We start from the raw sequence: 20,351 nt of genomic DNA, 5'->3' as shown, positions 1-20,351 counted from the left end.
CTATTCCAGACCTTTTTCGCGGAACAGCTTGCCCAGATCGGCTTCGGGACGGGCGCCGATGTGGCTGATAATCTCGCCCGCAGCAATACAGCCCATGCGTCCGCAGGTCAGCATGTCACGTCCGTTGACCAGCCCGTGCAGGAAACCGGCGGCGAAAAGATCACCTGCGCCCGTTACATCCACGACTTTTGCCGCCTCGGCGGGGGCTTCGGTACGCTCACCGTCTTTGACAATAATCGCCCCTTTGGCACCCACAGTGCAGGCCACAATGCTCACGCGCTCTGCCGCTTGGGCGATGCTTTCGTCCAGCGTATCCGCCGGATACATCGCCGCCATTTCGTGCTCGTTGCAGAACAGCAGGTCGATATGATCGCGGATCATGTCGCGGAAAGCCTGATGGTGGCGGTCGACGCAGAACGGATCGGAGAGCGTGAAGGAAACCTTGCCACCGGTACTTTTGCAGGCTTCGATTGCCTTGGCGAAGGCCGCTTTGCTTTCGGACCCGTCAAACCGGTAACCTTCAAGATAAATCCATTCGGCTTCTGCCATCATATCCGTGTCGATGTCATCCGGCCCCAGATGCTCGGACACACCAAGGTAGGTGTTCAGCGACCGTTCGCTGTCCGGTGTTACCAGAACCATGCACCGGCCCGTTTCATGGGTTTCGGATTTGGGCGAACGGGGCACGTCGTAATCGGCCCCCTGCGCGCGCATGTCATGGGCAAAAATATCGCCCAACTGGTCATCCTTTACCTTACCCACATAGGCCGTCCGCCCGCCAAGTGCCGCAATCCCTGCGATCGTATTGGCCGCAGAACCGCCGGAAATTTCCGTTGCCGGCCCCATCATGCCGTAAAGCTCGGCCGCGCGGTCCGTGTCGATCAGTTGCATGATACCTTTTTCCACGCCGTTGTCAGAGAGGAAGCTGTCGTCACAACTTGCCAGAACATCGACGAGCGCGTTGCCGATGCCGACAACCTGATATTTCTTAGTCACGTGGTTTTCTCCTCAAACGGACATAGATCTTCGATAATGCAATTTGCACAAACGGGTTTACGGGCCTTGCAGATATACCGCCCGTGCAGAATCATCCAGTGATGGGCGTGCTGTTGGAACTCGGCGGGGATGTGATCCTCGATCGCCCGTTCCACCGCCACAACATCCTTACCCGGTGCGACGCCGGTGCGGTTGCCGAAGCGGAAAATATGGGTGTCCACCGCCTGTGTCGGCTGTTTGAACCACATGTTCAGCACCACATTGGCGGTCTTGCGTCCCACACCCGGCAGGCTCTCTAGCGCGGCACGGCTGCTGGGCACCACGCCGCCATAGTCATCCACCAGAAGCTGACTGAGTTTTATTACGTTTTTCGCCTTCTGGCGGAACAGGCCGATGGTCTTGATATGCTCGGTCACACCCTCCAGCCCAAGCGCGAGCATCTTTTCCGGCGTATCCGCCACAGCAAACAGCCCGCGCGTGGCTTTGTTCACCCCTGCGTCGGTTGCCTGCGCCGAAAGTGCGACCGCAACCACAAGCGTATAGGCGTTGGTATGTTCCAACTCGCCTTTGGGTTCCGGCTCGCTGTCGCGGAACCGGTCAAATATCTTATAAATCGTGTGGTAGTCTAACTGTTTGGCCATGGCGTTGTTTCTGGCACGCGGAACGGAAAATGGAAAGCCGGAACGCGTTTAACGCAGCTGTCAGATCCACCCTGACCGGATGCAGGAGCCGGAATACAGATCACAACTTCGACAGCATTTCGTAAAATTGTTACTTAACTCTTGAAAGCATTGCTCACCTCCTTATTTACCCCACAACTCTTATAGTTCCACCAGCAGAGTTACCGGCGGGTGGAGGATACCTTCTAAGGATAATAATATGTCGGCTCTTACTGCTGTCATCCTGACAACTTTTCTGACCACCCCGATTGTACAGGTCTCTCATGACCGTATCATCGAAACCGCGCGCGAAACCGCAAGTCATCACCAGTCTGCGCATCTACGGCAGTACGAATTTTCCGGTGCGACAGACATCGGCATTGATGACGCTGCACTGAACGATTTTGTATCCCGCGCGAACCTGCGGTATCAGGGCCACAGATAAGCCAATCCGCCACGGACGGATCCGGAGGGCAGACCCTGCACGCAGCCTTTGAAACCCTTCTGAAACTGTCACTTTCTCCGCTTCTGATCTGGCAAGGTCTTGGCGTGCGCAAGCACGCACTGATACTGCCCGAAGCCGGCGGGGAACGCGCCGGTCGCGTAGGCACCGGCACCCCGCTCCGCCTTTTGGTGCTGGGGGACAGCTCTGCCGCCGGAGTCGGCGTGGAAACGCAGGATCAGGCGCTGAGCGGACAACTCGCCCGCGCCCTTTCTGCGGATTATGCACTGGACTGGACCCTTGTTGCAAAGACAGGCGCAACCACCGCCAGCACGCTGGAACGTGTGCAACGGCTCGACCCTGCAACATACGATGTGGTCGTTCTGGCCATCGGCGTGAATGATGTGACCCGCTCTGTCCCCTTGCGTCGCTGGCTGGCCATGCACGGCACACTCCTTTCTGTGCTGCGCACGAAATTCGGCGCAAAGCGGATCTATACGACACCCCTTCCACCGATGGGCCGGTTTCCCGTTCTGCCCCAACCGCTGCGCCATGTGATCGGACTGACCGCGACACGCTATGATGTCGCTATGGCCGGTTTTCTAAGTGACCACCCTGACGTGACCCGCCTGCATCTGGACCTGCCAATGGATCCGACGCTGATGGCCAGTGACGGCTTTCATCCCGGCGCCGAGGTCTACCGCATTTGGGCCGAACATGTCGCCGCCGCCATCCGCGCCGATTTTCCACCGCAAGCCCGCGAAGGCACCAATGCGCAAGAAACGGGTGGCAAATAAGTCCCGCCGGCGGCATCCTGTTGCCATGACTCAGCAAACCTATCATCACGCCGTCATCGCCCGCGCGATAGACTATATCGACAGCACCAAGGAGACACAGCCAAGGCTGGAGCAGGTGGCCGAAGCCGTTGGACTGTCCCCGACGCACTTCCAGCGGGTGTTTTCCCAATGGGTCGGCGTTTCTCCGAAACGCTACCAGCAATACCTGACGCTCGATCATGCAAAATCCCTGCTTCAAAACCGGTTCACCCTGCTGGATACAGCGTTGGAAACCGGATTGTCGGGTACAGGGCGGCTGCACGACCTGTTCCTGACATGGGAAGCGATGAGTCCGGGCGAATATGCAGCCAAAGGCAAAGGTCTGGAGATCCGCTGGGGCTGGTTTGACAGCCCGTTCGGGGAAATGATCGTTGCTGCCACCCAGCGCGGCATATGCGGCATGGGATTTACGGCAGAGTTCGGGCGTGACTGGTCTTTAGCCGATACGCAGGGGCGCTGGCCCGAAGCGACATTCGTTCAGGATGAAGTCTTCCTGCAACCGGCCGTGAACCAAATATTGGGCGGCGATACCGCGCAACTGCATCTGATCGGCGCACCTTTCCAGATCAAAGTCTGGGAGGCATTGCTGAATGTGCCAACCGGTCATGTGACCACCTATTCCGAAATCGCAAAAGCAATCGGCAACCCCAAAGCCGTGCGGGCCGTGGGAACCGCTGTCGGGCGCAATCCGGTAAGCTGGCTGATCCCCTGCCACCGCGCCCTTCGAAAATCAGGGGCTCTTGGCGGGTATCACTGGGGCCTTCCTGTCAAACGTGCCCTGCTTGCATGGGAAGGGGCGCGCGCTGATGCCAGCGAAACCCCGTCCGGCTCCCGGGCGGAGGATCACGCCGACCCAGCTTTTGCGCAGGAATCCGCCTGAGCAAAAAACGAAAACTGCCTCCAGCCTTGAAACTTTGCCCGACCCGACCATTTTATGGCGCGTACATGCAATCAAGAAAGGCCAGTACAATGGCATTGACCAAAACCGTTTCCGCCGCCGTTATCGCGGTATTCGCTCTGGCAGCCTGCGATGAAGCCACCAACCCTGACTACCGCAAAACCCGTAACGGGGCTGCGATCGGGGCTGCAGTTGGCGCCGCAAGCCAGATTATCGCTGGCAATTCCGAAGGTTCCATCGTGAAAGGCGCCGTTGTCGGAGCCGCTGTTGGTGGCGTGTTCGGGGCTATCCTCGACCAGCAGGAAAAAGACCTGCGTCAGGACCTTGCCGGTTCCGGTGCAACCATCACCAACACTGGCAGCGAACTGATCGTGACCCTGCCCGAAGCCATCACCTTTGACACGGACAGCACCTATGTGCGCCCGTCCCTGCAAGACGATCTGCGTGCGCTTGCCAGCAACCTACAACGCTATCCCGACAGCACGGTTGACGTGATTGGCCACACCGACAGCGTAGGCGATGCGAACTACAACCAGAACCTGTCCACACGCCGCGCTCAATCTGTTGCGAGCATCCTCACAGGCAGTGGCGTCAGCTCCAGCCGTATCCGTGCTTATGGCCGTGGCGAGACACAATTCATCGCCAACAACGACACCGCAACGGGCCGCGCAGCGAACCGTCGCGTAGAAGTTGTGATCCGTCCGACCAACTGATACGTATCAGATTAATACGACACCGCAACAAGCAGCGCCGCCTTGTAATTTCAGGGCGGCGCTGTGCGTTTCAAGGGTCATGATCACAACCGTCGTTGCAACGGTCAGACCAGTTTTTCGTTAAAGAACCCGATCGTGCGATCCCAAGCCAGAGCAGCCATTTCCGCATCATACCGCGGCGTGCTGTCATTGTGAAAACCGTGGTTCGCGTCCTCGTAGAAGTACGCTACATACTCTTTGTTATGGGCTTTCAGGGCCGCTTCATAGGCTGGCCAGCCCGCGTTCACCCGTTCGTCCAGGGCACCGTGTTGCAACATTAGGGGCGCTTGAATCTTGGGTACATCCTCCGCATTGGGCTGGCGTCCGTAAAACGGCACAGAAGCGGCCATTTCCGGATAGGCCACAGCCAGTGCGTTACACACACCGCCTCCGTAACAAAAGCCCACAGCGCCGACCTTGCCGGTGCTGGCTTCATGGTTCAGCAAATGTTCGAAACCTGCGAAGAAATCGTTCATCAGTTTGGTGCGATCTACAGTCGCCTGTAACGCCTTGCCCTCGGCGTCATTTCCCGGATACCCCCCGACAGAGCTGAGCCCGTCCGGTGCAAACGCCAGAAACCCTGCCTTGGCCACCCGCCGCGCCACATCCTTGATATAAGGGTTCAGGCCGCGGTTTTCGTGGATCACCAGAACCGCCGGAAGCTTTCCTGTCGCCCCTGAAGGTTTCACAAGATAGCCTTCGATCTCTCCGTTACCCAAAGCAGAGTCATAGGTTTCGTAGCTGGCGATAATATCCGGATCATTGAAAGACACCTGTTCCGCCAATGCGTAGTCGGGGCTGAGCATATCCAGCAGCATTCCCGCCGTCACAGCGCCTGCTGTGAATTTGCCGGCCTTCTCCAAAAACTCTCTTTTGGACATCATGCCGTGGGCATAATAATCGTATAGATCAAGCAATCTCTGATCAAAATCCTTCGCACTCATCCGTTTCATTGTTCTCTCCTGTTCATGGTCAACATCCCTCTCAACGGGGAGTTTAACCCGATCAACCCTTGATGGCGCAAACTGAAAGCCGGAAGAAGCGATCACTTTCCCGCCAACACAGCAGGAAGGTCCAAGCCTTGCCGAGAGTCCGGTCGTGATCCTATACTCCGCCAACTATCCCTATGGAGCCTTGCATGCCGTTTCAGAAAATCCAGCCGGAGCGCATTGCCGATACTGTTGTCCGTCAGATCGAACAGTTGATCCTGCGCGGCATTTTGCGCCCCGGAGAGCGGCTCCCGTCCGAGCGTGACCTTTCGGACCGGCTCGGCGTGTCCCGCCCCTCCATCCGCGAAGCAATTGCCGATCTGGTGGAACGGGGATTGCTGGCAACCCGTGCCGGATCCGGAATCTATGTGGCCGACGTGCTTGGCTCTGCCTTCTCCGAACCGCTGATCAAGCTGTTTTCCACCCACGAAGAAGCGCTTTTCGACTACATCACCTTCCGCCGCGATCTGGAAGGACTGGCGGCAGATCGGGCCGCCCGACTGGGCAGTGATACGGATCACAAGGTGATCTCCACCCTGTTTGCCAAAATGGAAAGCGCCCATAACAAACGCAATCCCGCAGAAGAAGCCGCACTGGATGCCGAATTTCACATGGCAATCGTCGAGGCGAGCCATAACGTGTTCATGTTGCACATGATGCGGTCCATGTTCGAGATGTTGCGGGCCGGCGTGTTTTACAATCGTAAAGTCATGTTCAAGGTCCGCACCACCCGCGAAGCCCTGCTCGACCAGCACCGCACAATTCATGATGCTATCCTGTCCCGCGACCCTGATGCGGCGCGGCGGGCGGTAGAGGATCATCTGGGATTCGTCGAAAGCTGCATGCATCAGGATCGCAAGGCCCGAAGCAACGAAGAAATCGCCCGATTACGTTTCGCACAGGAACTGGACCGCCGGTAAGCCCGCCTGCACCGATCCTCAAGGGGGATTTTAGTTGTATCGGCGGACTTTTTGCGGCATTTGGGCGCTAACGTCGATTAACTTTCAGGACCGTATTTCATGACCGACACCACAGACTTTGCCGATCGAATGCTCTCACTGGGTTTGGCCCGTGTATCCGAAGCTGCTGCGATTGCCAGTGCGAAACTCATCGGGCGCGGTGACGAAAAAGCTGCCGATCAGGCCGCAGTCAATGCCATGCGCGAACAGCTTAACATGCTGGACATCGCCGGTGTGGTTGTCATCGGTGAAGGCGAGCGGGACGAAGCCCCTATGCTGTTCATCGGCGAAGAAGTGGGCACCGGCAACGGCCCGGGCGTGGATATCGCACTTGATCCGCTGGAAGGCACAACGCTGACAGCCAAAGACATGCCGAACGCGCTGACCGTGATCGCAATGGGACCGCGCGGCTCCATGCTGCACGCACCGGATGTCTATATGGACAAACTTGCCATCGGCCCCGGCTATCCCGTGGACACGGTTACTTTCGCGATGTCTCCGGCAGAGCGGGTGCGCAATCTTGCAAAAGCAAAAGGCTGTGAGCCTGACCAGATTACCGTCTGCGTTCTGGAGCGTCCGCGCCACGAAGAAATGATCGCGGAACTGCGCGAAACCGGCTGTGCGATCCGCCTGATCACCGACGGTGATGTAGCTGGCGTGATCCATTGCGCCGAAGCCGCCAAAACCGGCATCGACATGTACATGGGCTCCGGCGGTGCACCCGAAGGCGTTCTGGCCGCTGCGGCCCTGAAATGTATGGGCGGACAGTTCTACGGCCGTCTGACCTTCCGCAACGACGACGAGCGTGGCCGAGCCACCCGCGCCGGCATCACCGATTTCGACCGGATCTACACCCGCGACGAACTGGTAACTGCCGATGTTATCTTCGCGGCAACCGGCGTAACAGACGGTTCCATTCTGGACGGTGCCACCAAAGACGGTAACTTCATGGAAACGGAAACCATCCTGATGCGGTCCAAAACCGGCTCTGTACGCCGGATCAAGTACCGCCAGAACAACAACTGATCGGAACGGTATGGCGCGCAAAATCGGATTCTCCAAACCGGATACAGAGGCAAAGAAATCCATTGCCGAAAGCTATCTGGACGAGTTCCGCCAGCGCCATAACCATTCACTTTCGCCCGATCCGAATGGGAAACCACAGAAACGCAAGCGCAACTGGTTTGTGATTGCGTTTCTTGCTTTCTGGCTGACCTGCTGGAGCGCCGGTATCCTGTTGGTCGCTTCTATCCTGCGGGACGGAAACGGCGATTTCTTCCTGTTCATCTGGCTCGTCGCAGCCGTTTTCGGCTGGGGTCTGGCCGTTTTTGCCCTGATGAAACAGATGAAGGGCAAACCTGTTTCCAAAGGCAAACATGACTGATTTTTTAGGGGTGTCCCGTTCCGCAACAGGCCGCCGCTGGGTCGGCCTTTCCTCTGATGCCGACCGGCAGGCGCAGGCCATTGCGCAACAAACCGGCTTGCCTGCCACGCTGTCCCGCACACTGGCACGGCTGGGCGTCCTGCCGGAAAATGCCACCGCCTATCTCTCCCCGGCGCTGCGGGATCTGATGCCGGACCCGTCAATCTTTCGCGATATGGACTCCGCCGCCGCACGCATCATGCTGGCGATTTCAAAACGCGAGCGCATCGCCATTTTTGCCGATTACGATGTGGACGGCGGCAGTTCCGCGGCCCTGCTGATCGACTACCTGCGCCAGATGGGGCTGACAGCCACGCTTTATGTGCCCGACCGCATCGACGAAGGCTATGGCCCGAACGAACCGGCGATGGCGGATCTTGCCAGCCGTCATAACCTGATCATCTGCGTGGATTGCGGTACGCTTTCCCACGATGCCATCGCCGCAGCAAAGGGCTGCGAAGTCATCGTACTCGATCACCACATGGGCGGCGAGACCCTGCCCCCCGCGCTCGCAGTGGTGAATCCGAACCGGCAGGATGAAGACAACGACTTTGGCAATCTTTGCGCCGCCGGTGTCGTCTTTCTGACGCTTGTGGCTGTGAACCGCCTGCTGCGTGCCGAAGGGCAGAATACGCCCGACCTAATGGCGCTGCTCGATCTGGTGGCGCTGGCCACCGTGGCCGATGTCGCCCCGCTGACCGGATTGAACCGCGCTTTGGTTCGGCAGGGGTTGGTAATCATGGGGCGGCGCAATCGCGTCGGCCTCGCCGCCCTGTCGGATGCCGCACGGCTGACGACGGCGCCCAACAGCTATCACCTCGGTTTTGCCCTCGGGCCGCGTATCAATGCCGGCGGGCGGATCGGCAGGGCAGATCTCGGGGCACGGCTGCTGTCCACCGATGACCCCCATGAAGCCGAAGCCATTGCCGACCAGCTCTCACAACTCAACGACGACCGCCGCGAAATAGAGGCTCAGGTCCGCCTGCAAGCCATGGAACAGGCCGAGGCCCGCGGATTTGATGCGCCACTGGTCTGGGCGGCACAGGAAGGATGGCACCCCGGAGTGGTCGGCATCGTCGCCGCCCGCCTGAAAGAAGCCACCAACCGCCCCACCGTGGTGATCGGCTTTGAAAACGGTGAAGGCAAAGGGTCGGGCCGCTCGGTGACGGGAATCGATCTCGGCTCGGCCATTGCCACCTGCACCCGCGAAGGGCTGCTGCTGAAAGGGGGCGGTCATAAGATGGCGGCCGGACTGACGGTCAGCGCGGAAAACCTGGAACCGGCCATGGAACGGTTGGCAGAACTGCTGGACAAACAGGGCGCCAGCAGCATTGGCCCCAAAGACCTGATGCTCGACGGGTCGGTCATGCCAAGCGCGATTACAACCGAACTGGTGGAACAACTGGAACAGGCCGGACCGTTTGGCGCGGGTGCCCCTGCCCCCCGTTTCGCCCTGCCCGCCCAGCGTATCGCCTTTGCAAAACGGGCCGGTGAAAACCACCTGCGCCTGACCGCACAGGATTCGGGCGGCGCACGAATCGACGCCATCTGCTTTGGCGCTTTCGACAGCGCAATCGGCCCGATGCTAGAGGATAATCGAGGCAAATTATTCCATCTTGCAGGCCGTCTGGAGATCGACGAATGGGGTGGACGCAAGAAGGCCAAGCTCAGATTGGAAGATGCGGCACCCGCAGAATAAAAAAGTGCAAAATTGTCAAAAAAACCTCTTGCGGCCCCAGAGCCTAATGACTAAAAGCGCCCTCACAGAAGCTGCGGTCCCTTCGTCTATCGGTTAGGACGTCAGGTTTTCAACCTGAAAAGAGGGGTTCGATTCCCCTAGGGACTGCCACTTCTGTCGAAACCCTCCTGAAAAATGCACAGCAGACATAGTCCGGCAAAACAGCCGCACGGCGCGAAAACGTCGCCCGTCAGCACGATACGTTCAGGCGGTTCAACGTTCCCCAAATACTCCTGCCGGAGGCACTCCCCCGCTACGCTATTCTTCTTCGGCAACCCCGAACCTGGCACCTTTGGTCAGGGGGAAGCCGCGCAGGAAATCTTCCGGTTCCATGACCCCTTTGCCCGCTCTTTGCAGCTTTAGCAAATCAACCGCGCCCTCTCCGCAGGCCACGCGCAGCGCGTCATTCAACATTTCTCCGGCTGCGCCTTGCCCATGATCTGCAACCCGACTGAGAAGCAGCTTTACCCGCTGCCCCTCTGCCATGCTCCATGCACCGGGAAACGGCGAGAGACCGCGAATCTGGCGATCCACTTCGACAGCGGGGCGGGACCAGTCCACGGCGGCTTCGGCTTTGTCGATCTTGGCGGCATAGGTCACGCCTTCTTCGGGCTGGGGCACGGCCTGCACCGAGACTTCATCAGCCAGAACCGTCAAAATCGCATCCCGCCCCATCAGGCTCAACCGGTCGTGCAGGAGGGCTGTTGTGTCCTGATCGGAAATATCCGTGCGCGCGGTCAGCAGGACAGGGCCGGTATCAAGCCCCGCTTCCATCTGCATCACACAGACGCCGGTTTCCGCATCCCCTGCAAGAATTGCGCGGTGGATCGGTGCGGCGCCGCGCCAGCGGGGCAGCAGGCTGGCGTGGATGTTCAGGCAGCCTTTGGCCGGTGCATCCAGCAGCGCTTGCGGCAGGATCAGCCCGTAAGCCACCACCACAGCCACATCCGCATCGAGCGCGGCGAAAGCATCGCGGTCCGCCTGATTCTTGAAGTTCACCGGATGGCGCACCGGCAAGCCCAGCGCCTCGGCCGTTTTTTGCACCGGCGAGGGCCGGTCCTTTTTACCACGGCCCGCAGGTCGGGGGGGCTGGCAGTAAACGGCGCAAACCTCATGACCCGCGTCCACGATACCCTGCAGGATCGGCACGGAAAAATCAGGTGTTCCCATAAAGACGACACGCATCATGCACGCCCTTTCTTCAGCGCCAGCTTGCGCGCTTTGGCCACCAGCATCTTGCGTTTGACCGCGCTGAGGTTATCGAAATACATCTTGCCGTTAAGATGGTCGATCTGGTGCTGCACACTGGTCGCCCAAAGCCCCACAAGATCCTTGCGCTGCTTCACGCCCGTCTCATCCAGATAGGTCACTGTCACCCCACGGGGCCGTGCAATCTTGGCCGACACGCCGGGCAAATTGGGCGAGGCTTCGGTGTATTCCCGCAGTTTCACACTGGCGTCGATGATTTCGGGGTTGGCCATCCGCAGCGGCTTGTCTCCGGCTTCGGAGGCGTCCACCACGGCAAGCCGCCGCATAACGCCGATCTGACAGGCCGCCAGCCCGACACCGGGCATGGCGTACATGCTGTCGAGCATGTCATCCCAGATGGCGCGGACTTCATCATCTACCGCTTCCACCGGATCGCAAGCTGTGCGCAGCCGTTGATCGGGCCAAGGAACGAACGGGCGTACTGTCATGGTGTTTCCTTTTGATAATCGAGCACAAGCTGCCCCTCCAGATGATCCGCTTCATGCTGGATCACAACGGCGGCATCACCGGTAAACTCTTGCTGGTGATGCGCCCCTGTCACATCTTGCCAGTCGAGCCTGATCCTTGCGGGACGCGTGACCTCTACCGGCATATCGGGGATGGAAAGACATTGCTCGGCCACGGTACGGCTTTCAGGGCCAAGCGGCGTTACAACCGGGTTAACGCAGACGAAAGGGTTTTGCTCCGCCGCTTTCCAATCTGCATCAAACACAAAAATCCGCCGCAGATCACCAACCTGCGGCGCTGCCAGTCCGCGCCCCTCGGCAGCGTACATGGTGTGCAGCATATCCCCGGACAGCCGCGCCAGCGCATCGTCGAAAACCTCTACCGCAGAACACACCTGCCGCAAGACGGGATCAGGATGCATCACAATCGGCAAAAGCTTCATCCGCGCGCCCGCTCTTTCTTTAGCTTCAACATTTTCTTGGTGATCATCGAGCGTTTCAGCCCACTGAGGTAATCAATGAACAGCTTGCCATTCAGATGGTCCAGCTCATGCTGTGCACAGGTGGCCCATAGCCCGTCGAACTCCCGTTCCTGCTGTTCGCCCTGAAGGTCCAGAAACTGCATCACCGCACGGGCGGGGCGTTCCACGTCTTCGTACATTTCGGGGATGGAAAGACAGCCCTCGTTGTAGACACTGGTCTCCTCGCTGGTCCAGACAACCGCTGGATTGATCAGAACCAACGGTTCGGGCTCTTCATCCTTACCGGTGCAATCCATCACGAACACCCGCTGCAAGGCACCCACCTGTGGCGCGGCGAGACCGACACCGGGGGCGTCATACATGGTTTCCAGCATATCGCGGGCCAGCGCCTGCACCTCGGGCGTCACCGCCTCTATAGCGGGGCAGACCTTCTTGAGGTGCGGATCGGGGTGTATCAGGATTTCTTTTACAGACATGCCCGCCATTTAGGATAATCCCGACGCCCTTGCAAGCACCCGTAAAAACCGCTTGCACCTGCTGGGCCAGTTCGTAGCATCCGCCTCAGATCAATATACAGGAATACCGAAGACATGAGCTTTGACGACATAATCGACCGTACAGGTACCAAATGCGCAAAATGGGATGCGATGGAATCCATCTACGGGGTTTCGCCCGAAGACGGCCTGCCCATGTGGGTGGCTGACATGGATTTCCGCTCCCCCGACTGCATTATTCAGGCGGCGCAGGAGCTGACGGACCACGGGGTATTCGGTTACCGTTCGGATTATACGGATTATCACAACGCGATCATCTGGTGGATGAAGAACCGCCACGGCTGGGATGTGAAGGCAGAGGAAATCTTTACCACTTTCGGGCTGGTGAATGCGGTGGGCATGTGCCTGCACGCCTATACCCAACCCGATGACGAAGTTGTCCTCTTTACACCGGTCTATCATGCCTTTGCCAAAGTGATCAAAAACGCCGGTCGCAAGGTGAAGGAATGCCTGCTGGTGGAACAGGATGGCACTTACGAAATGGATTTTGCCGCCTATGACGCCCAGATGACCGGCGCGGAAAAGATGCTGATCCTCTGTTCCCCCCATAATCCCAGCGGTCGGGTCTGGAGCAGGGAAGATCTGCAAGCCATTGCCGATTTTGCCAAACGGCACGACCTGCTTATCATCTCGGATGAAATCCACCACGATATTGTCTATCCGGGTCATACGCACCTGCCGATGCCCGTCGCTGTGCCCGAGTGCATCGACCGGCTGATCATGCTGACCGCTCCCTCCAAAACTTTCAATGTGGCAGGCAACCACGCGGGGAACGTCATCATTCACGACCCCAAGCTGCGCGCCGCGTTTTCGGCGGCTATGATGGGGCTGGGGGTTTCCCCGACCATCTATGGTACGGCCATGACAACCGCGGCCTATTCCCCTGAAGGGGCCGCTTGGGTGGATGATCTGGTGTCATATCTTGCTGAAAATGCACGGATATTCGATGAAGGCATCAACAGCATTCCGGGCCTTTCTTCCATGCGCCTCCAAGGGACTTACCTTGCATGGGTGGATTTCGCGAACACCGGCATGAATATGACAGAGGTCAAAGATCGTGTGCATAACACCGCGAAAATTGCACCAAATGAAGGCACAACCTTCGGCTCGGGGGGCGAAACCTTCTTGCGCTTCAACCTCGGTACGCCCCGCGCCAACGTAGAAGAGGCTGTTGCCCGTATGAAAAAGGCATTTGCCGACCTGCAATAACCTCGGTGTCAGGCTCTTTTTGGGGGAAATATCCAAAACTGCGCTGCGGCAAGGGGCTTCGGCTCCGAACATTGGAAAATGCCGCAGCGCAGCACTTGCGGGGCTTCGCGCAATAATCTACCAATCAGACAACCTGAATCGAAACATCATTACCCAAAGGATGCCCCTATGAGCTTCAAAGTCCAACCCGCCCCGCCAGCCCGCCCCAACCGCTGCCAGCTTTTCGCACCGGGTTCCCGTCCTGCGATCTTTGAAAAGGCGGCCGCTTCGGATGCGGATGTGATCAATCTGGATCTGGAAGACAGCGTTTCTCCCGCGGATAAAGCCGAAGCCCGCAAGAATGTGATCGAGGCGATCAACACGATTGACTGGGGCAACAAAACCCTCTCCATCCGCATCAACGGTCTGGATACCGAATTCTGGTACAAGGATGTTGTAGACATTCTTGAAAACGCCGGTGACCGGATCGATCAGATCATGATCCCCAAAGTGGGCAACGCGGGCGATATCTACGCCGTTGACGCTCTTGTCACATCTGTCGAAATGGCCAAAGGCCGCAAGAAGCCCATCCAGTTTGAAGTGATCATCGAAACCGCAGCCGGTCTTGCCCATGTGGAAGAAATCGCCGCTGCCTCACCCCGTATGGCGGCCATGTCGCTGGGCGCTGCGGATTACGCGGCGTCCATGGGCATGCAGACCACAGGCATCGGCGGCACACAGGAAAACTATTACATGGTAGAAAACGCCAATGGCGATGCGCCCCGCGCCACCCATCTTGGCGATCCCTGGCACGCTGTAACTGTCGCTATCGTGTCCGCCTGTCGCACCCACGGCCTGCTGCCGGTGGACGGTCCTTTCGGCGATTTCTCGGACGAGGAAGGCTTTAACGCACAGGCCCGCCGCTCTGCCACACTCGGCATGGTCGGGAAATGGGCAATCCATCCGAAACAGGTCGCCCTTGCCAATGCCGTCTTCACCCCTTCCGAAGCCCAAATTACCGAGGCCCGCGAAATTCTTGAAGCTATGGAAGAAGCAGAAAAATCCGGACAGGGCGCTGCTGTTTACAAAGGCCGTCTGGTGGATCTGGCCTCTATCCGTCAGGCGCAAGTCATCGTAAAACAGGCCGAAATGATCGGCTAACCGGCAGACGGGCGGGACAGGCGCCCGCCCGCTTCCAAAGGACACGGCATGCAAGACACCCCTAATGCAGAACAGGCGGACTTCTGGACCGACGGGGCCGGCCGTGACTGGATTACTTTTGAAGTGCAACTGGACGCGCTGTTTGGCGGGGTGAATCAGGCGCTGTTGCAGACAGCAGCACCAGTTAGCGGGCAGATGATGCTTGATGTCGGCTGCGGCACTGGCGCCACTTCTCGGGAATTTGCAAAGGCGGTTGGCCCGAACGGCCAGGTGCAGGGCCTTGATATTTCGACAACAATGCTGGAACAGGCGCGCATAACCGCTAAAGCCATCGGGCTGGAAAATGTGACTTTTGTTCGGGCGGATGCCCAGACCGAACCGCTGCCTGAAAACCGCTTCGATCATATCATCTCGCGCTTTGGCGTGATGTTTTTCGACGATCCCGTCGCCGCCTTCAAAAACATTTTTAAAAGCCTCAACCACGGCGGCAATCTCACGATGGCCTGCTGGGGGCCGTTCAAGGAAAACCCGTGGTTCACCTTGCCGCGGCGCGCTGCTACCGACCTGCTGGGAAATCCGCCCCCGATGAACCCGCGTGACCCCGGTCCCTTTGCCTTTGCAGACACAGATTACGTTCTGAGCATTCTGAAAGACGCGGGCTTTGCAGTCGGGAAAGCCACAACCAAAGATATTCCCCTCACCCTGCAAGGTTCCGCTGCGGATGCAGCAGAGCTGTCCTCCTACATCGGGCCCGCCAACAGCGTCATCCGCGCACAAGGCGGTACTGCAAAGGATAATGTCAAGATTGTGGAGGCAACGAAAATCAAACTGGAACAGTACAGTCGGGAGGGAACCGTCACCGTACCCTCGAAAATCCACATCTATACGGCGCACAAAGAAACCTGAAGCCCCGTTTCAACGCTCCCGAAATACTCCCGCCGGAGGCGCCCAGCCTATTGCTTCATTTGCTCTTCTGCCGCACGCAGGGCCTTGCGGAAACTCGGGCCGCCACGGGTATTGAGGACGGCGCGGGTGTAGTGTGCCACCAAATGGGGGCGGTTCTTTTCCAGCAGCCGGTTCAGCATTTCCTTTTGATAGCGGTGGTTGTGCAGTCTGGCCCGCATCAGGCGGTAGAAAGCGGCTGTTGTCAGCGTTCCCTCTACGCAACCGAGCACGACCTGTTTCAGCACGCCCATCTGCTGCCACAGGGAGGCAATCCGGTGCCCCATGAAGCGGCATTTATACTTGCGCACGTTCTCTCCCTGAAAAAGGGCAGCATGCATCGCGTCGAGGCTCGCCTGCGGATCGTAGAAAAGATGTACCTGCTTGGCCTGCAAGGATTCGACCGGCCCATAGCCATAACGCGATGAAAAATCCCGTGCCCATGCCTTGCGATAGCGGGTTTCCCAGGAGGCGACATCACGGCTGAGCGTGGCCTGGGGCGACAACAGGATCACGGTTGATCCGGGGGCGGCGGCGTTAAACACGCTGGCCGCGTAGGCGCCCATGGAGGCACCGTAGAACAGCACATTGTCAAACTGTTTGAAGAATCCCTCATCCCGCAACCGGTCGAAGAAATCGAACACGGCCTCATCGCGGTACCATGTCCAGCCGTGGGCCATCATCCCGAGCATGGACCAGCCCTGCCCTGTCACAAAATTATACCCCCAAGGCATCCGGTGCTCCGCGTCTTTGGCCACATCGTCGAGGTTCTCGAATGTGACGAACAGGGTCTTTCCCCCCTGTCCTTCCCCTTGCACAAACAATGCAGAATGCTGATCCCCGAGTTCTTCGAAGAACCCTTGCTCACCGCCAACACTGGCGAGATGGTTCTGCAGGTCAATCTGGGTTGGTTTGTTCATAGGGCGAGCACCGTTTGTATCTGGCGGCTTTTGACGGATTCATACATCTCGAGGTCGGCGGCAAAGGCCCGCTCGATATTGCGCCGGTCCTTGCGGGTCAGCCCTGCGACCAGTTCCCTGCTGGAGGTTTTATGGCCCAAAGACTTGCGCGTGTCCTGCACCATCGGCTGCGCTTTGCCAAAACAGGCCGAAACAATTTCGCTCAGGGCAGGTTCAAGATCATCCGTCGTACCTACCACGTCGTAGTTGATCAGCCCCCAGGAGATTTCTTTGCTCTGGGGGCGCCAGTGGCGATCCACGTCGAGCGCTTCGGGGTTGTGTGCCAGCACATCGAGAAAGGCCGACAGGCTCAGGTCTTCGTCCTTTGGCCGCCCGAGTTTATCCATCAGCTTGTGCTTTTTCGCACCCTGCCCTGCCACTTTGTCTGCCCAGGCACTGACGGTGCGGCTGACCGGTTCGCGCACCGCCGTGAACCGGAACACGTCAGGGGATTGCAGCGCATCCAAGGCACGGTCCAGCGACAGCGTCCGCTTGCCCGCGTGGATCACATCCATCGGCGGTTTATGCACGTTCTGCATGGATATATCGCGGCTGTCGCCTTTTTCAGCCAGCAGATGAGCCATCAGCGTGGCGATCACTGTGGTGCAGGCAGCCTTGTGGTTTTTCATGTAGACAAAATTGCGCCCCACCGGTTGGAACGCGGGCATATAGACGGTTTGCAAAAAGTGCCGTTCATGGAGATAGTTGTCCAGAATCCCGTCCTTGAACGCCATATACCACTCTCCCTTACCGGTCTTGTCCCTTGCCTCCACAGCGCAAAACCGCGCCGGAGCAGGGCAGTTCTGCTTGTCTGCTATCGGGATTACAGCAATTCCCGCGATGGTGGAAGTGGGAATGACTTACAGGCAGCAGCGGGATCGCAGGCTGCGGCGCTAGTTAGGGGGCGCGTCGTCATCCAGCAGGATGCGCGCCGCGCTGCCATCGGGATCGTCATATTGCGCATTGCGCACGGTCCATAAAAATCCGATCAGTCCAACCCCGCCAAGGATCAGCGACACAGGGATGAGAACAACCAGAACATTCATTTCACCAACCTCACGCGCATTGCATTTGCCAGCACGGTCAATGACGATGCAGACATGGCCAGCGCCGCAAGCAAAGGTGTTGCCAGTCCGGCGAGGGCGATTGGAATTGCTATCAGATTATAGCCCGCAGCAATCGCGAAATTCTGCCGCGACAGTTTAACAGAGGACCCCGCCACCGCCAGTGCCAGCGGGATGTTTGCCAGATCCTGACGCAGGATCACAATATCCGCGGCATTGCGTGAGGCATCAAGGGCCGAAGACGGTGCCATTGAAGCATGCGCGGATGCGAGCGCAGCCGTATCGTTCAACCCATCCCCCACCATCAGCACCTTGTAGCCCCTGTCTTCCAGACCTTTCAGTCTTTCCAGTTTCTCTTCGGCCCGCACGCCCGCCTGAATATCAAGCACCCCGAGCTGACGGGCGATGTCCACGGCAGCCTCCCGCCGGTCGCCTGTCAGGATGTGCACTGGCACACCGGCATTTTGCAGGGCGGAGACAGCGGATCTTGCCCCCTCTCGCAAGGTTTCCGTGGTTTCAATCTTGCGCGCTTCAGTGTCGCCGATCCGCAATCCGGTGCCGGTAAAATCCGCACCGAGCCAGTCCGCCCGCCCCAGTTGCACGCGATCCCGTCCGAAGTACCCCTGCACACCTGCGCCCTTGATCTCTTCAATTCCTGTAAGCGGTGCCGGTTTCATCTGCGGCCCCAAGGTTTCGGTGATGGCCTTGCTGACAGGATGATCCGAGGCCTGCGCAAGGCCCAGTAAGATAGCCTGTTCCACAGCGCTTAGGCCCGAGCCTGCAACATCAAATCCCGGACGGGTCAATGTACCGGTTTTGTCGAAAACAGCCAGATCCACCTCTGCCAGCCGCTCCAGCGCTGTGGCGTGACGAACCAGCAGCCCCTTGGAAAACAGCCTTCCGATCGCTCCTGTAGACACTGCAGGAACGGCCAGGCCAAGCGCACAGGGGCATGTGATGATCAGCACGGCCACGGCAATATTCAACGCCAGACGCACATCGTGGCTTGCCGCCAGCCACCCTAGAAACGCCAGCAACGCCAGCAGATGCACGGCGGGGGCGTAAATCTGCGCCGCCCGCGCCGCCAGCGACGTGTAACTGTTGCGCCCCGATTCCGCCAGTTCGACCATCGCGGCCACACGGCGCAGGGTTGTGTCTTCGCCAACAGCAGTGGCGCGCAGGGTCAGTGGCGCACCGAGATTGACCACGCCCGCTTGCAAGGCTGCGCCGGCACGTACCTCCACCTCTTCGGATTCTCCGGTCAGGAAGGACCGGTCCATCTGCGCTGTCGGGGATAAAAGGTCTCCATCCACCGGCACACGCATCCCGCTTGCTACAAGCACGTGATCCCCTACAGCAAGATCGGCTACCGCACGGCTTTCAGCCTGCCCGTTTACCATCACGCTTGCCCTGTGGACTTCCAGCGCAGAGAGTTCACGCGCAGCGGAACGGGCAGCCCCACGAGTCTTATGTTCCAGAAACTTGCCGATCAGCAGAAAGAAGGTCAGCGACAGGGCCGCGTCGAAATAGGCATGTGCCCCGCTCTGACGTGCTTCGAATATGGACATGCCCACCGCCAGAACAATCGCCAGAGAAATCGGCACATCCATATTCAGTCTGCGATGCCGCAGCGCCGACCACGCACTTTTAAAAAACGGCTGGCCGGAAAAAGCCACTACCGGTACAGCAATAGTGGCCGAAATCAGATGGAAAAGGTCCCGCGTGGCATCCGCCGCTCCGGACCAGACCGCCACAGACAAAAGCATCACGTTCATCATGGCAAAACCGGCCACTGCCAGACGCAGCAGAAGGGCACGGCCCGCAGGGTCTGCTTCCGCGCCCAGCGCCTCTTGATCAAGGGGATTTGCTTCAAATCCCAGACCGGCAAGATGCTCTTTAATCTGTGCCTCGCCAACGCCATCGTCCGCCTCGACACTCAGCCGTTTCAGCGACAGGTTCACTCGCGCATCCCGAATTCCCGGCACTGTTCGAAGGCCCTGTTCGATCTTGGCAATACAGGCAGCGCAATGCACGCCCGGCACCGAAAACCGCAGGTTTGCTCTTAACTTTCTGGCCACCTCTTCCGAGGCCAGCGTGGCAGAAATACACCCCGGACACGGGGATGCGGAAAAGGCAGTGCTCATTGTACGACCCTTACGATGATGCGCTGCTGGAACAGCGTGCCATCCAGTGCGCGGGCCTTCAGGCGCAGGTTCCAGTTGCCCGCACCGGCCTTGACCGGCGCAATATAGGCCCCGTTCCGGCGGCGGAATTCCAGTTCCTGATCCTGCGCCACGCTGGTGGCGCGCCCGAAAGTGGCCTGTTCGATCAGCGCGGAGACTGGCGTACCATCCTGCGTAATATTCAGCGTCACAAACCCGTCTTCTACAAAAGCCCCGACATCCCAACCCAGCGCTACCTGCGCGTCACGATCGGCGTCAAAGCTCTGGCTTGCCACGTATGAGTTTTTAACCTCAAGTCCCGGAAAACTGTGGACGGCATTATAAGCCAACACCAGATTGACTCCGATAATCACCGAAAACGCCAGCGCGAAAGACCCGAAAACGTGCCATCCTGTAATCTGCTTCACCATA

The 20,351-nt window shown here is 58.7% G+C and carries 23 protein-coding genes and 1 tRNA gene; 12 read left to right on the top strand and 12 right to left on the bottom strand.

Annotated elements, in window-relative coordinates; translation table 11 throughout:
* Both C0U40_RS03685 and nth read right to left on the bottom strand, forming a co-directional pair.
* The gene (locus tag C0U40_RS03685; protein WP_101654366.1) at positions 1-996 is read right to left on the bottom strand and encodes an adenosine kinase; all 996 of its coding nucleotides are present in this window, start codon (positions 994-996) and stop codon (positions 1-3) included.
* On the bottom strand, positions 993-1,637 hold the full coding sequence (nth, locus tag C0U40_RS03680) for an endonuclease III (protein ID WP_069299066.1): 645 nt from the start codon (positions 1,635-1,637) through the stop codon (positions 993-995). The genes C0U40_RS03685 and nth overlap by 4 nt, the downstream gene beginning before the upstream one ends.
* A 238-nt stretch (positions 1,638-1,875) precedes the next feature.
* Between nth and C0U40_RS03675 the strand changes: the two genes are divergently transcribed.
* The 4 genes from C0U40_RS03675 (at position 1,876) to C0U40_RS03660 (ending at position 4,544) form a co-directional block, all read left to right on the top strand.
* Positions 1,876-2,100, top strand: a complete 225-nt coding sequence (locus C0U40_RS03675; protein WP_101654365.1) for a hypothetical protein — start codon at positions 1,876-1,878, stop codon at positions 2,098-2,100.
* A 104-nt stretch (positions 2,101-2,204) separates the two neighbouring features.
* Positions 2,205-2,894, top strand: coding sequence for an SGNH/GDSL hydrolase family protein (locus C0U40_RS03670; RefSeq protein ID WP_180957605.1), 690 nt, complete (start codon positions 2,205-2,207; stop codon positions 2,892-2,894).
* 25 nt (positions 2,895-2,919) lie between these two features.
* On the top strand, positions 2,920-3,813 hold the full coding sequence (locus C0U40_RS03665) for a methylated-DNA--[protein]-cysteine S-methyltransferase (RefSeq protein ID WP_101654809.1): 894 nt from the start codon (positions 2,920-2,922) through the stop codon (positions 3,811-3,813).
* Positions 3,814-3,902: 89 nt separating this feature from the next.
* Positions 3,903-4,544, top strand: coding sequence for an OmpA family protein (locus tag C0U40_RS03660; protein WP_101654363.1), 642 nt, complete (start codon positions 3,903-3,905; stop codon positions 4,542-4,544).
* A 104-nt stretch (positions 4,545-4,648) separates the two neighbouring features.
* Here C0U40_RS03660 and yghX read toward each other — a convergent pair whose 3' ends face one another.
* Entirely contained in the window at positions 4,649-5,536 is an 888-nt protein-coding gene (gene yghX / locus C0U40_RS03655; RefSeq protein WP_101654362.1) for a YghX family hydrolase, read from the bottom strand.
* Between the two features lie 185 nt (positions 5,537-5,721).
* Between yghX and C0U40_RS03650 the strand changes: the two genes are divergently transcribed.
* The 5 genes from C0U40_RS03650 to C0U40_RS03630 all read left to right on the top strand — a co-directional run bounded on the left by C0U40_RS03650 (position 5,722) and on the right by C0U40_RS03630 (position 9,803).
* Positions 5,722-6,492, top strand: a complete 771-nt coding sequence (locus C0U40_RS03650) for a FadR/GntR family transcriptional regulator (RefSeq protein WP_101654361.1) — start codon at positions 5,722-5,724, stop codon at positions 6,490-6,492.
* 99 nt (positions 6,493-6,591) lie between these two features.
* Positions 6,592-7,557, top strand: coding sequence for a class II fructose-bisphosphatase (gene glpX, locus C0U40_RS03645; protein ID WP_101654360.1), 966 nt, complete (start codon positions 6,592-6,594; stop codon positions 7,555-7,557).
* Between the two features lie 10 nt (positions 7,558-7,567).
* Positions 7,568-7,915, top strand: a complete 348-nt coding sequence (locus C0U40_RS03640) for a hypothetical protein (protein ID WP_101654359.1) — start codon at positions 7,568-7,570, stop codon at positions 7,913-7,915.
* Positions 7,908-9,653: a single-stranded-DNA-specific exonuclease RecJ gene (recJ, locus tag C0U40_RS03635; protein ID WP_101654358.1), complete on the top strand. Its 1,746-nt coding sequence runs from the start codon at positions 7,908-7,910 to the stop codon at positions 9,651-9,653. Before C0U40_RS03640 ends, recJ begins: the two co-directional genes overlap by 8 nt.
* Before the next feature lie 75 nt (positions 9,654-9,728).
* A tRNA-Glu gene (locus tag C0U40_RS03630) sits at positions 9,729-9,803 on the top strand.
* Between the two features lie 147 nt (positions 9,804-9,950).
* Here the strand turns inward: C0U40_RS03630 and fmt are convergent.
* Genes fmt through def (C0U40_RS03610) form a run of 4 tightly spaced genes read right to left on the bottom strand, consistent with a single transcriptional unit; the run spans position 9,951 to position 12,365 of the window.
* A complete protein-coding gene (gene fmt / locus C0U40_RS03625) occupies positions 9,951-10,877 on the bottom strand; it encodes a methionyl-tRNA formyltransferase (RefSeq protein ID WP_101654357.1) in 927 nt (308 codons plus the stop codon).
* Positions 10,877-11,389 (bottom strand): peptide deformylase, encoded by a 513-nt coding sequence (def, locus tag C0U40_RS03620; RefSeq protein ID WP_101654356.1) that lies wholly within the window; start codon positions 11,387-11,389, stop codon positions 10,877-10,879. The genes fmt and def (C0U40_RS03620) overlap by 1 nt, the downstream gene beginning before the upstream one ends.
* Positions 11,386-11,850: a peptide deformylase gene (gene def, locus C0U40_RS03615; RefSeq protein WP_101654355.1), complete on the bottom strand. Its 465-nt coding sequence runs from the start codon at positions 11,848-11,850 to the stop codon at positions 11,386-11,388. Before def (C0U40_RS03615) ends, def (C0U40_RS03620) begins: the two co-directional genes overlap by 4 nt.
* Positions 11,847-12,365, bottom strand: a complete 519-nt coding sequence (gene def, locus C0U40_RS03610) for a peptide deformylase (RefSeq protein ID WP_101654808.1) — start codon at positions 12,363-12,365, stop codon at positions 11,847-11,849. The genes def (C0U40_RS03615) and def (C0U40_RS03610) overlap by 4 nt, the downstream gene beginning before the upstream one ends.
* 114 nt (positions 12,366-12,479) lie before the next feature.
* Between def (C0U40_RS03610) and C0U40_RS03605 the strand changes: the two genes are divergently transcribed.
* From C0U40_RS03605 to C0U40_RS03595, 3 genes are all read left to right on the top strand, one after another.
* Entirely contained in the window at positions 12,480-13,652 is a 1,173-nt protein-coding gene (locus tag C0U40_RS03605; RefSeq protein ID WP_101654354.1) for a MalY/PatB family protein, read from the top strand.
* A 168-nt stretch (positions 13,653-13,820) separates the two neighbouring features.
* Positions 13,821-14,792: an HpcH/HpaI aldolase/citrate lyase family protein gene (locus C0U40_RS03600; protein WP_101654353.1), complete on the top strand. Its 972-nt coding sequence runs from the start codon at positions 13,821-13,823 to the stop codon at positions 14,790-14,792.
* A gap of 48 nt (positions 14,793-14,840) precedes the next feature.
* A complete protein-coding gene (locus C0U40_RS03595) occupies positions 14,841-15,698 on the top strand; it encodes a class I SAM-dependent methyltransferase (RefSeq protein WP_101654352.1) in 858 nt (285 codons plus the stop codon).
* A 47-nt stretch (positions 15,699-15,745) separates the two neighbouring features.
* Here the strand turns inward: C0U40_RS03595 and C0U40_RS03590 are convergent, their stop codons facing one another.
* The 5 genes from C0U40_RS03590 to C0U40_RS03570 form a co-directional block, all read right to left on the bottom strand.
* A complete protein-coding gene (locus tag C0U40_RS03590; RefSeq protein ID WP_101654351.1) occupies positions 15,746-16,654 on the bottom strand; it encodes a phosphoadenosine phosphosulfate reductase in 909 nt (302 codons plus the stop codon).
* Positions 16,651-17,427 carry a sulfotransferase family 2 domain-containing protein gene (locus C0U40_RS03585; protein ID WP_101654350.1) on the bottom strand — a complete coding sequence of 259 codons (777 nt, stop codon included), beginning with the start codon at positions 17,425-17,427 and terminating at the stop codon, positions 16,651-16,653. The genes C0U40_RS03590 and C0U40_RS03585 overlap by 4 nt, the downstream gene beginning before the upstream one ends.
* A gap of 159 nt (positions 17,428-17,586) precedes the next feature.
* Complete coding sequence (ccoS, locus tag C0U40_RS03580; protein WP_101654349.1) at positions 17,587-17,739, bottom strand: cbb3-type cytochrome oxidase assembly protein CcoS; 153 nt, start codon at positions 17,737-17,739, stop codon at positions 17,587-17,589.
* On the bottom strand, positions 17,736-19,901 hold the full coding sequence (locus C0U40_RS03575; protein WP_101654348.1) for a heavy metal translocating P-type ATPase: 2,166 nt from the start codon (positions 19,899-19,901) through the stop codon (positions 17,736-17,738). Before C0U40_RS03575 ends, ccoS begins: the two co-directional genes overlap by 4 nt.
* Entirely contained in the window at positions 19,898-20,350 is a 453-nt protein-coding gene (locus tag C0U40_RS03570) for a FixH family protein (RefSeq protein ID WP_101654347.1), read from the bottom strand. Before C0U40_RS03570 ends, C0U40_RS03575 begins: the two co-directional genes overlap by 4 nt.
* Position 20,351 lies beyond the last annotated feature (1 nt).

The organism is Neptunicoccus cionae, assembly GCF_002860325.1.
Lineage (GTDB): Bacteria > Pseudomonadota > Alphaproteobacteria > Rhodobacterales > Rhodobacteraceae > Amylibacter > Amylibacter lutimaris.
The sequence above is the reverse complement of the archived record's forward strand: the minus strand, read 5'-3'. Positions and strand labels throughout refer to the sequence as shown.